This window comes from Streptomyces sp. NPDC005438 (assembly GCF_040606315.1).
Lineage (GTDB): Bacteria > Actinomycetota > Actinomycetes > Streptomycetales > Streptomycetaceae > Streptomyces.
The window spans coordinates 248,926-260,885 of the sequence record NZ_JBEXEP010000005.1; the positions used below are offsets into that span (position 1 = coordinate 248,926).

General features: G+C 71.2%; 7 protein-coding genes and 1 pseudogene. 1 reads left to right on the forward strand and 7 read right to left on the reverse strand.

Features of this window, described 5'->3' with window-relative positions; all coding sequences use genetic code 11:
• Positions 1-39 precede the first annotated feature (39 nt).
• From ABZT14_RS13325 to ABZT14_RS13355, 7 genes and pseudogenes are all read right to left on the reverse strand, one after another.
• Positions 40-1,413: pseudogene (locus ABZT14_RS13325) on the reverse strand (ATP-binding protein); the annotation flags it as partial.
• Positions 1,414-2,385: 972 nt separating this feature from the next.
• Positions 2,386-3,198, reverse strand: a complete 813-nt coding sequence (locus ABZT14_RS13330) for an SAM-dependent methyltransferase (protein ID WP_356300736.1) — start codon at positions 3,196-3,198, stop codon at positions 2,386-2,388.
• Positions 3,199-3,700: 502 nt separating this feature from the next.
• Positions 3,701-5,209, reverse strand: coding sequence for an SCO6880 family protein (locus ABZT14_RS13335; RefSeq protein ID WP_356301250.1), 1,509 nt, complete (start codon positions 5,207-5,209; stop codon positions 3,701-3,703).
• Between the two features lie 35 nt (positions 5,210-5,244).
• Positions 5,245-6,513 carry a hypothetical protein gene (locus ABZT14_RS13340; RefSeq protein ID WP_356300739.1) on the reverse strand — a complete coding sequence of 423 codons (1,269 nt, stop codon included), beginning with the start codon at positions 6,511-6,513 and terminating at the stop codon, positions 5,245-5,247.
• Entirely contained in the window at positions 6,503-7,324 is an 822-nt protein-coding gene (locus tag ABZT14_RS13345) for a hypothetical protein (RefSeq protein ID WP_356300742.1), read from the reverse strand. Before ABZT14_RS13345 ends, ABZT14_RS13340 begins: the two co-directional genes overlap by 11 nt.
• Before the next feature lie 309 nt (positions 7,325-7,633).
• Positions 7,634-9,538: a serine/threonine-protein kinase gene (locus tag ABZT14_RS13350; RefSeq protein WP_356300745.1), complete on the reverse strand. Its 1,905-nt coding sequence runs from the start codon at positions 9,536-9,538 to the stop codon at positions 7,634-7,636.
• A 133-nt stretch (positions 9,539-9,671) separates the two neighbouring features.
• Positions 9,672-10,715 (reverse strand): P1 family peptidase, encoded by a 1,044-nt coding sequence (locus ABZT14_RS13355; RefSeq protein WP_356300748.1) that lies wholly within the window; start codon positions 10,713-10,715, stop codon positions 9,672-9,674.
• 153 nt (positions 10,716-10,868) lie between these two features.
• Between ABZT14_RS13355 and ABZT14_RS13360 the strand changes: the two genes are divergently transcribed.
• Positions 10,869-11,855 carry a hypothetical protein gene (locus ABZT14_RS13360; RefSeq protein ID WP_356300751.1) on the forward strand — a complete coding sequence of 329 codons (987 nt, stop codon included), beginning with the start codon at positions 10,869-10,871 and terminating at the stop codon, positions 11,853-11,855.
• The last annotated feature ends 105 nt before the right edge of the window (positions 11,856-11,960 follow it).

Consider the following 11,960-nt stretch of genomic DNA (forward strand, 5'->3'; position numbering starts at 1 on the left):
GCCCATCCCCCATGGCCCCCGGGCCCCTTCGGCGGCCAGCGCGCGTTCTTCGGCCTCCGCCTCCAACTCGGCGTCCAGGTCCTGTTCGACGTTCAGGTCCGACTCCGCCGACTCGGTCATGGCGCGGTCGGTGAACACCAGGGGACGTTCGGCCTCGGTCACCAGGTGCTTGACCACCTGGACGTTGCCGTTGACGTCCCACACGGCGATACCGGGGGAGAGGGTGGGAATGATCTCCACGGCCCAACGCGGCAGCCCGAGCACCTTTCCGGTGGCCCGGGCCTCGTCCGCCTTCTGGGCGTAGATGGTGCGGGTGGAGGCCATCTTAAGGATCGCGGCGGCCTCCCGTGCGGCGGCGCCGTCCACCACGTCGGACAGGTGGTGCACCACGGCCACGAAGGAGAGCCCCAGCCGTCGGCCGAACTTCAGCAGCCGTTGGAACAGCTGCGCCACGAACGGGCTGTTGATGATGTGCCAGGCCTCTTCCACCAGGAAGATCCGCTTCCTGCGGTCCGGGCGGATCCAGGTGTGCTCCAGCCAGACGCCGACGATGGCCATCAGGATCGGCATGGCGATGGAGTTGCGGTCGATGTGGGAGAGGTCGAAGACGATCAGCGGAGCGTCCAGGTCGATGCCCACCGTGGTGGGGCCGTCGAACATGCCCCGCAGGTCACCGTCCACCAGCCGGTCCAGGACCAGGGCCACGTCCAGACCCCAGGCCCGTACGTCGTCCAGGGCCACGTTCATCGCCTCGGCCGACTCCGGCTTGGGGTGGCGCAGTTGCTCCACGATGTCGGTGAGCACCGGCTGCCGGTCGGTCAGGGTGGAGTTGACGTAGGAGTGGGCCACCTTCAGGGCGAAGCCGGAACGTTCGTCCAGGCCGTGGCCCAGGGCGACCTCGATGATGGTGCGCAGCAGGGCCAACTGGCCGGTGGTGGTGATCGACGGGTCCAGCGGGTTCAGGCGTATGCCCTGGTCCAGGGCGGCGGTGGGGTCCAGCCGGATGGGGGTGATGCCCATCTCCTCGGCGATCAGGTTCCACTCGCCGACGCCGTCCTCGCCCTGGGCGTCCAGCACCACCACCTGTCGGTCGCGGAACCTCAGCTGGCGCAGTACGTAGGTCTTCTCCAACGCCGACTTGCCGTTGCCCGACTCCCCGAGCACCAGCCAGTGGGGGGCCGGGAGTTGCTGGCCGTAGAGCTGGAAGGGGTCGTAGATGTAGCCCTTGCCGCTGTAGACCTCGCGCCCGATGATCACCCCGGAGTCGCCCAGTCCCGGGGCGGCGGTGGGTAGGTAGACCGCCTGCGCCTGCCCGGTCGAGGTGCGTACCGGGAGCCGGGTGGTCTCGGCTTTTCCGAAGACCAAGCTGGTGAAGGCGTCCGTGATCGCGGTCAGCGGATCAAGTGCGGCCATGCGCGGCTACCTCCGGGATGCCTGTGTGCGCGCCTGTCTGATGCCTGCCTAGAGTGTGCCTGGCCCGGCCGAACTCGGCACCCTCGCGCCCTCGTTGCCCCGTCAGGGGCGGAGGCGGGTGTACGGGCTCCGCGTGGTGGGCGCCCCATCGCAGCGGACGGTTCACCGCGCACCGCCCAGTCCGGGAGTGGCCCCTCACTGGTCGGTGCGGCATTCCCCAAGGATCGCAGCATTCGGGGCTCCAGCCCAAGCTGAGCCCACGGCTTCACGGCGCACGGACGGTGTGTGGGCGCGTACACCCGGCGCGCGGCCACCCGCCCCCTGGCCCCACCGCGCCTCCCCGTGGCTCCCGAACCGTGTCCGGGACGCCTCGGGGCCGCGTCGGGTCGGGAGGAATCGGGCCCGGGGCCCGGGTGGCGGAAGCCCGGGGGCACGCCCGGGCCCACCTGTGGGCGGGTGCCGTGGGGAGGCGGTCGGAGTGGTCGGGACGCTCGGGCGGTGCGGCCCCACCTTCAGCCGGTGCCCTGGCCGGCCCACCACGGGCTGGCTCAACTGAGGTGTGTCGTCTGGGTCTTGGGAGATCGGTGGGTGTGTCCCGGGGTGGTGCGCGAGGAGACAGAGCACGACGTAGGGGGCGATGCAGTGCGTCGGCGACCTACGACGACCTACGGCGACAACGCGGCGTGGTGCGGGGCGCGAGGTGACGCCGCACCTGAGCCTCGCGGTGATCCGAACGGCACACCCCGGGGCCGTGCCCTTGGCCCGGACCCGGGGGATCGATCACGGCACAACGGCCCCTGTCCTCCGGCCTGTTCGTCTCCCGGGAGGGGGAGAGAGACGGTGCCGGGCACCTCTGTGGGACGCGTCCTTGGGGGGGCGTCGTCGGGGTGGTCGCACGGCGCGGTCCGTGATCCGGGCGGTGCAGAAAGCCGGGAAGCCGGGGAGACCGGGGCCGGCCGGGTCCTCTTCGGGCTACGGCTTCCGGGCCACCCCGCCGTACATCGCCACGTCCCGGTCGTCGATCGGCTGATCCCCGGGGTTCGGTCGCCAGTGGTGTGCCTGTACCACTCCGGGCTCGATCAGTTCGAGGCCGTCGAAGAAGGTCAACGCCTCGGAGTGGTCCCTGAGTTGCATGGGCATCCCCTCGCTCTCGTAGAGGGCGGCGACCTGTCCCACCTCCTTGGGGGCGAAGTCGGCGGTGCCGATGGTGGCGGCCAGGTAGCTGCCCGGGGGCAGCGGATCGAGGAGACGACGGACCAGTCCGTGGTCGTCGTCGCTGGTGTGGATGAAGTGCAGGATGCCGATGATCATCAGGGCGACCGGCTCGTTGAGGGTGAGCGTCTCCTGGAACTCGGGTGAGTTGACGATCTCTTCCGGCTCCCGCATGTCCGCCTCGACATAGGCGGTCTGGCCCTGCCGTCCGCTGGTGAGCAGGGCCTCGGCGTAGTTGAGGACAATGGGGTCGTTGTCGACGTAGACGATCCGCGCCGTGGGCTCCACCTCCTGGACGACCTCGTGCAGGTTGGGTGGCGTGGGCAGTCCGGTGCCGATGTCGAGGAACTGCCGTACCCCCTTCTCGCGGGCCAGGTAGGCGCCGGCCCGGTGCATGAAGGCACGGTTGGCGCGCATGTGCACGGGCAACGAGGGCCAGGCCTGCACCATGGCGTCACCGGCGGCCCGATCCGCCTCGTAGTTGCTCTTGCCGCCCAGGATGTAGTCGTAGACGCGGGCCGAGTGGGCCTCGCCGGTGTTGATCTCCGCCGGGGTGTGCCGGTTACGCCGCATCGTGCGCTCCTGTCGTGGTCCGTCCTTCCCTGTCCGCCGGGCCCGCTCGACTGGTTCACGGAGTACGCGGTGGGTGAGGGTGGCAAAACGTCACCTGACCGTAGGCCAACTCCTGCCAGGTCGTGGTGAGTTCCGGCCAAGGGTTCCCGAGGAGCTGGGGGAGTGGAGGGGAGTGGAGGGAGAGGGTGGACCGGCGTGCGGGACACCTGTACGCCAGCCCTCGGGCCGGCGGGCTCTGGCGAGGGGCGGAGGGGGTGCGGGGGTGCGGGGGTGCGTTGACGGTCGGTTGCCGACCGCTGAAGTGCTGGCGGCTGGTGTGCGGGTCCCGTCCCCCGGGGTGAACAGGCTGGTGGCGCCCGCCTGTTGGTGGTGGGCCAGCCGTCGGTTCGTCCCCGGCCCCGTGGGCGGGCAGCCAGCGGGTGTCGGTTCGGGGGCGGCGTATACGGGTCCGCCCCCGGCCGGTGTGGTCGCGGGGGCGGAGCAGGTGTCGGGCCGAAGTTCGCTACCGTCGGATGCCGGTGGCGAAGGGCAGGGTGTTGACGAAGGCCCGGTGGTGCTCCCGGTCGCACCACTCCAGCTTGAGGTAGCTCTTGCCGGCCGAGGCCCGGATGGTGCGCTTGTCCCGTGCCAGCGCCTCCGGGTTGCGGGAGGAGACGGTGATGTAGCCGACCAGGTTGACCCCGGCGGCTCCCGAGGCGAGGTCCTCCCCTCGCTGGTCCACCCGGCCGTGGGCGGCCACGTCCCGGGGGTCGACGGTCCGGTTCATCTTCGCGGCCCGGCTCGCCTCCGCCTCGTCGTTGGTCTTCTCGGTCAGCATCCGCTCGATGGCGACCTCGGTCGGTTCCAGGTCCATGCAGACGGCGACGGTGCGGATCACGTCCGGGGTGTGCACCAGCAGGGGGGCGAGGAAGTTCACGCCCACCGGGGTCATCGGCCACTCCTTGACCCAGGCGGTGGAGTGGCACCACGGCGACCGGGTGTCGGACTCCCGGGTCTTGGCCCGTAGGAAGGTCGGCTCGGTGGCGTCCAGTTCGGCCGGCCAGGCGTTCCGCTTGCTCATCGCCTGGATGTGGTCGATGGGGTGGTCCGGGTCGTACATGGAGTGGACCAGCGAGGAGAGCCGGGCCTGCCCCAGTGGCTGGCGCACCCTGATGTCCGCCTCCGCCAACCGGGCGCAGATGTCGGTCAGTTCGCGGGCCATCACGATCGCCAGGCCCTCGTCCTTGGTCACCTTGCGGCGCCCCCGGGTGCGTGCCGCCTTGGCGATCGTCGCGCCCTCCGCGGCCAGCTCACGCCCGTAGTGCATACAGGCCACCAGGTAGGCGCGGTGCTGCTCGCTGGAGGTGGACACCATGGACTGCAACTGGTCGTAGGACTCCATCAGCCAGGGGGAGGCGTCGGAGGCCCCTCGGGCCTCGACGTCCTTGGCGTGGGCGTCCGGGTCCGCCGGCAGGGTGCGGGCGAGCATCTGGATCCTGGTCACGAAGCCGTCGCCGTTGGCCACGTGCTTCAACAGGGTGCCGAAGCGGTCGACCAGGGCTTCCTGGTCCTCGCTGTCCCGCAGCCCCACCCCCGGCCCCTCGATCTCGATGGCGGCGGTGACCGTGCGGCGGTCGGCGTGCAGCAGCACGGCGATCTCGTCGGGTCCGAACGGTGCGGAGAGCCAGTTGATCCGACCCACACCCGGAGGGGGGCCGATCTCGACCTCCTCACCGTCGATACGGGTACCCGCCTCAGCGGCGGAGGAACGATAGGTCGCGCCGCGTTTCAGCAGGCGCTTGTAGGAGCGTCTGATCTCGAACCACCGATAGAACGTGCGTTGCTTGTACGGGACATAGACGGCGGCCAGCGCCAGCACGGGAAAGCCGAGCAGCAGGGGGATGCGGACGGACAGCACGGGCACCAGCAACCCGCTCATCATCCCCAGGAACGCCCCGAAGACGATCAGCGCGATCTCGCCGGTCTCCCGGTTCTTGCCCACGATGGCGTTCGGTCGGGCCCGGCCGATCATGTACGTGCGCCGGGGGGCGGACGTGTGAGGGATGGTCACCGCCGCTCACCCCGTCCTCGGCTGGCGCCCGTACGTTCGGCGGGCCTGGGCTGCGGGGGGCGGCGGTTGGGGTCGCTGTTGCGGCCACTGTGTGCGGCCACCCCACCGGAAACCGGGTTGGAGGGGCGGGAGTTGCCGCCCCCGCTGGAGCGGGCCGGACTGGACTCGCCGCCACCGCCCCGGGCGCTGTGGGTCTTGATACCGGCGGACACCAGGGCGGCCGGTGACGACACCGCGGCGGTGGCGCCCCGGGCCGCGGACTGGCTGGCGGAGCGGTGGGCCTGGATGTCGTCACCGAATCCGGGCACGAAGCGGTAGATCATGGCGGAGGCGAAGATCGCCAGCAGGATGATGGCCAGCCCCGACACCACGGCGGAGAAGGCTCCTGGTCCCTCTTCGTCGCCGTTGAGGGCACCCGCCAGGCCGAGGACGATCATGATCACCGGCTTGACCAGGATCACCGCGATCATCAGGCCGGCCCAGCGGCGCACGTGGCCCCAGAGGTTCTTGTCGACCAGGCCGGCGTAGACGGCGGTGCCGAGCAGGGCGCCGACGTACAACAGGGCGGCGCGGATGACCAGTTCGAGGTAGAGCACTCCGGCGGCGATGATCGAGATCAGGGAGACCACGATCAGCATGATCGGGCCGCCACCGATGTTGTTGCCCTTCTCCAGGGCCTCGGCGAAGGTGCCGAAGAAGGAGTCGGTCTCTCCGCCGGTGCCCGAGGCGATCGCCTTGGTCACCGCGTCCGTGGCCGCGACCACGGTGTAGAGGATCAGCGGGGTGAAGGCGGAGGCGATCACCGTCAGCCACAGGAAGCCGACGGCCTCTCCGATGGCCTGGGTCAGTGGCACACCACGGATGGCGCGCTTGGTCACCGCCAGCAGCCAGATCACCAGGGTGAGGATGGTGGACGCGGCGAACACCACGGCGTACTGCCGGAGGAAGGCGGCGTTGGTGAAGTCGACCGTGGTGGTGGACTCCACCAGGTCGGACAGCTTGCGGATCAGCCAGGAGGCCGCCTCCGCGAACCGCTTGGACAGGGCGGCCACCGGGTCCAGGGCGTCACTGGGCTCCGGTGACCCCCCTCCGTTGCTCCCGCCGGAATCCTCGCCGTTCTGCTCGCAGTACTGCTTGGCGGGGCCTCGGATCAGGTCGCAGGGGCTGTCGCCCGGCTCCGCCGCGGCCTTGGGTGCCGTGAACACTAAGAGAGCCGGCGTGGCGGTGAGTACGGAGGCCACGGACAGGCGTCGACTACCGGGCATAGGTGAAGCCTCCAAACTTCTTGACCGCTTCCGCCATCTCCTTCGCTGACGAGGCCTTCTGGTCTCGGCCGACAGGTGCGGGGCCGTCCTTCTGTGAGAACTTGTGGACCTTCCAGGCGCCGCCGGACCAGCGCATCTCGTAGGTGGTCGTGTACCAGCTCTCGCTCACCGGAGTCTTGGAGTCCTCACCGGCTATACCGAAGAGCGAGGAGTACCAGACGGCGACGGTGGCTCTACCGCCGCTGTACTCCTCCACATCGGTGCCAACCGGGTTGACCCGGGAGATGAAGTCGGAGCCGGCCGGTGGGTTCCCGTCCGCGTCCAGCCCGATGCGCTTGAGGAAGTCGGGGTCGGAGTAGACCTCGTCGATCTCCTTCTTCTGGGACCGCAACGCACTCGGGGTGTAGACCGAGTCGATGATGCCCGGGCGCTTCTTCCCGTCGAACATGTCGGCGGAGCCCAGGACGACCGAGTAGTTGACGGCCGCGCTCTCCGCGCCCTTCTCGGACCGGGGAAAACCCGAGGCGACCTTGGTGTGCGGGTTGCTGACCGGCTTCTGGCCGCTGGGGTCGGTGGGTTTGGCGTCCGAACCCTTCTTGCCCTCGCCGCCCCCGCCGTCGGAGCTGTTGGCGAAGGCGATGGCGGCGATGAGCAGGACCACCACCCCGACGACCGTGACCAGGCTGCGGCCGGGTCGGACCGGGGGACGGGTGCCGTAGTCCTCGTCCTCGGGCAGGCGCGTACGCGTGTGGCGGGTGTCGCCCGAGTCCCCGCTCGCGCGCCCTTCGTACCCGTCGCCGCCCATGCTCATGCCGCTGGTCCCCTCGCCCTCAACTGTCAGCCCTCGTCGGTGCATTGTCCCCTCTATGAAGGTAGCGGGAGGAACCCCACCGTGGGGACCCTGTGGATAACTGGCGGAAGGTGGCCCTCCACGGGGCTGACACCGGCCCCTGACCCAGGGTCAACGGACTGCTGTTCCCCCGCTGTTCGGCGAGGTCGGTGCCAGCCGTGACGGTGGCCCCGCCTCGGTGCTGACGGTCCGTGGCGGGCGCCGCCCCTCGGGGTGGGGCGGGGCCGTCGTCCCTCGGGGAGGGGCGACCGAGGGGCGGGGGCGCCGAGTTCAGGCCACTTCCGCGCACAGCTTGGAACCGCTCTGGTAGACGCGCCACACGTACTGGGTGCGACCGGAGTCGCCCGGGCAGGACCGGGCGTCGGCCGAGACCACCCCGGTGATCCGCATGACGTAGGCGTACTCGCTCGGGATCTCGGACGCCTGGCAGTCCCACACCGTCAGCAGGTCGGCGCTACCGGGCCGGCCGCTCTCCCCACCGGCCAGGAAGCACTGGCCGGCGCGGAACTGCCGGGTCAGACAGAGGGTGACGCTGCCCTCGGGGGAGATGTTGCGCCACGAGGTCCGGCCCCGTTGCGAGGGGCAGTCGGCGGAACCGTTCCGCGCGGAGGTGACCAGCACGTAGGCGTGCGAGGCGCCGCAGGTGACCTTGGTGGGCACCGGGTGGTTCCACTCGCCGTAGCCGTCCTTGTGGGCGGTCAGGCAGTCACCGGCCCGGATGGCCTGGAACGCGCGGTGGGTGGCGTCCGGGGAGGGGTCGGAGTCCTTGGTGAGGCCGCCGGGGCTGCCCCGGGTGAGCCCGCTGGACACCTCGGCCGGGGCGGTGTTGGTGGGGTTGTCCGGTACGGCGGCCGGCTCCCGCGTACCGCCCTGCCACGGCTTGTGGTCCAGCAGTACCAGTCCGCCCACGACCAGGGCCAACACCACCACGGCCGTCACGATCTTGAGCTGTCCCGCCGCCTTCCGCCGGGCCTCCCGCTCCTTCCGCCGACGTTCCGCCTCCTCCCGCTGACGTCGCCGCTCGGCCTCCAGCCGCTGCCGCTCCTGCTCCCGTTCCCCGCGCCGCCGTTCGGCCTCCTCGGCCTCCCGTTCGCGGCGCCGCCGCCCCCGGGGGTCGAGCAGGCCGTGGAACCGGGTGGTGAGCCGAGCCGCCTCGCTCCGTACGACCGAGTCCACCCCGCCCACCCCGGCCAGCAGCAGGGGGCGCCGTGGACCGGGCTGTTCGGCACCGTCCCTGAGCGCCTCCTCGCGACGGATGGCGTGCCGCAACTCCTGCCCTTGGCGCCCGTACTCGCGAATCAGCCCGGTGCAGCGACTGGGCAGCCACCTACGACCCCGGTGGTCGGGCGCGGGGCCGCCCAACCGGCCCAGGCAGTGCTCCAGCAGGGCGGCCGGGGTGGGGCGGCGTTCGGGGTCGGGGCGGAGGCAGGGGCGCACCAGGCGGTCCAACTCGCCCGGCAGCGCGTCCAGTCGGGTCTCGGCGTGCCGTACCAGTTCCAGCAGCTGGAAGGCGTCCTCGGCCTCCGGGTAGGGAGGGTGACCGACCGCGAGGTGGAACAGGGTGGCCCCGAGGGAGTAGACGTCGGAGGCGGCGGTGGAGCCCTCGCCTCTGGCCTGCTCGGGGGAGGTGTACTCGATGGTGCCCAGGGTGGTCGCGGTACGGGTGTGGTCGCGGGCGTGGGAGATGCCGAAGTCGATGACCCTCGGCCCGTCCAGGGGCAGCAGCACGTTCTGCGGCTTGACGTCCCGGTGGATCACCCCCTCCCGGTGCAGGGCCACCAGTGCCTGGGCCACTCCCGCGGCGATCCAGTACACCGAACGGGGCGGCAACGGGCCGGTGCGGCGTACGAGTTCGGCCAGGGAGGGCGCGGGGATGAAGTCGACGGCCATCCACGGGTGGGCCGCCCGCGCGTCGGAGTCCCGCACCCGGGCGGTGTAGCCGCTGTCCAGCCGTCGGGCCAGCGCCACCTCGCGGGCGAACCGCCGACGGGAGTGCGGGCTGACCTCCCCCTCGGCGCGGAGGGTCTTGACCGCGATCAGCGCGTGATCCTCACGGGGTGAACTGGCCAGGTAGACGCGTCCCATACCGCCGGAGGCGATTCTCCGGTGCAGCTGGTACCGACCGAGCGTCCGGGGGTCCCGGTCACCCAGCGCGGAGAGCCTCATTCCCGCCATGCCCGTTCCCGCCACCCTCCCGTGGGCTCCCGCCGAGCGAGCCGACCCCACCCCAAGACACTGCCACGAACAGGTACACGTCAAAACACCGTGCCGTCGCGGGACGTGGCGGGAGCCTCGGTACGACCCGCCCTCAGCCGCGCTCCCGCACCCGGGCCAGCAGGCGGTCCACGGGCAGGCCGGGCAGGACGTGACCGCGCACCCCGAGCGTCGTGGTGGCCGCCAGCAGGGAGTTGAGCACCGCCTCCTCCACCGCGTCCAACACCCCCTCGAACAGCGGGTTCAACGAACCGTCCGCCACGCCGGGACGCCCGTCACCGGTGGACAGGGCGATGCCGTAGTCCCCGCTGCCGTGCCCGTACCCCGCCCCCACCCGGGCCAGCGCGAACACCGAACGGCGCGCCACCCGGGCCAGTTGCCGCGCGTCCAGGGGAGCGTCGGTGGCGACGACCACCACACAGGAGCCGTCCTCCGTGGCGGGTGGCTCCCGCCGCTGCCCGACCCCGAGGTCGGCGGGCGTGAACGACCGGCCGCCCACCCTCAGTACGCCACCGAAGTTGGCCTGAACCAGCGCTCCCACCGTTGACGGCTGACCGTCCAGGGTGACCTGACGGGAGGCGGTGCCCATGCCGGCCTTGAAGCCGAGGGCGCCCAGCCCCGTACCGCCCCCGACACAGCCCTCCGCCACCGGCCCGCACCGCGCGCCCTCCAGCGCGGCCCGCACCTCCGGCTCGCCGACCGGTCGGGACCTGATGTCCGACAGGAAACCGTCGTTGCACTCACCCACCACCGGGTTCAGGCTCAACGTCTCCCGGCAGTCCGGCCGTTCCAACATCCAGCTGACCAGGGCGTCCGCCACCCGGAACGCCGAGAGGGTCGAGGTCAGCAGCAACGGGGTCTCGATCACCCCCAGTTCGGCGATCTGGGTGGAGCCGATCAGCTTGCCGTAGCCGTTGCCGGAGAAGAACCCCGCCGGCACGGGCCGGCCGGGAGCAACCTCGCCCGGCACCAGCGCGGTCACCCCGCTGTGCACCTCCGGCGGCCGGTGCACCGTACTGTGGCCCACCCTGATCCCCGGTACGTCGGTGATCGCGTTCAGCGGCCCGGGCGCCAACCCGCCCCGTACCAGCCCCAGTTCCCACGCCCGTGCCCCGGCCTCCCGGTCCGTGTTCGGCAACCCACTTCCCTCCTCGTCGCGCTCCGGCCGGTCCGCCGACCACCGGGCAACGTACCGCTTCTGCCCGGTTACGGCCGCTCCCTTGACGGAGCGCAACGGTGTCCGCACAGTGCTCAGGTACCTCTCACCTCCCCCCACGACCAGAGGAACGCCATGAAGAGGCTCAAGTCCAGGGCGACAGCCATAGCCTTCGGCACCGCCCTCGCGGTGGCCTGCGGTTTCGGCGCCGTCACCGCCAACGCTTCGTCCGGTAACGACACCGCCGACCGCGCCCCCAAGGCGGCCAACCTGTGCACCGAGGGCGCCGCCTCCTCCGGCGACGAGGTGCCCGGTCAGCTCTCCCGCTCGCGGGTGAGCGACGACCTCGGCGCCCAGACCCGCCAGCACCGCGAGGCCCGAGGCTGGAGCCAGGGCAAGACGCCCCGACACCCGCTGCAGAAGGGCCGGTCCGGCCCCTCGGGCAAGGACGTCGGCGTCAACGAGGACCTCCACCCCGCCCAGGGCACGGCCTTCCTGGAACGTGACGGCAACGACGGCGCCTGCGCCACCCACAGCGTCTCCCGCGAGGTGAACGTCACCGAGGGCAGCACCACCATCTACACCCCCACCCTCTACCCGGCGGGCGGCTCCTGCATCGAACTGGTCACCGTCTACACCCAGTCACAGGCCACCGTCTCCGCCTGGGACTGGTGCGAGACCGTCTCCTTCCAGGCCTCGGTGCCCATCGACGACGCGTTCGTGAAGTCGTACACCGACGGCTCCAGCCCCGCCTACACCGGCCGCGTGGTGCGCACCGACGAGGGCGCCAACACCTGGACCGCCGAGCTGTACAACCACGAGACCGGCCAGTGGGACGAGCTGTACACCAAGAGCGGCACCACCCAGGGCCGCAACGACGGCTGGGACATCTACGAGCTGTACTCCAGCACCAACGACCAGGGACGTGCCCACTCCTGCGACGCCATGGCCGGCCAGACCTTCGAGTCCACCAACATCACCGTCCGCAACGGAGGCCAGTGGTCGGCGGCCAGCCCGGACAACTCCAACACCGGCTACGACCAGCCCGACGACGCCTTCAAGTGCCCGGAACGCACCTACGAGATGGTCAACCAGTACGACCACTGGAAGGCCGTGGGCTGACCTGACCCACCCCCGACGGGCCCCGGCGGACTCCCACCGCCGGGGCCCGTCGCGTTCGGTTCCGCCCCCGCGTGCCCGGCCCCCGGACAGGGGCTCATCCCTGGG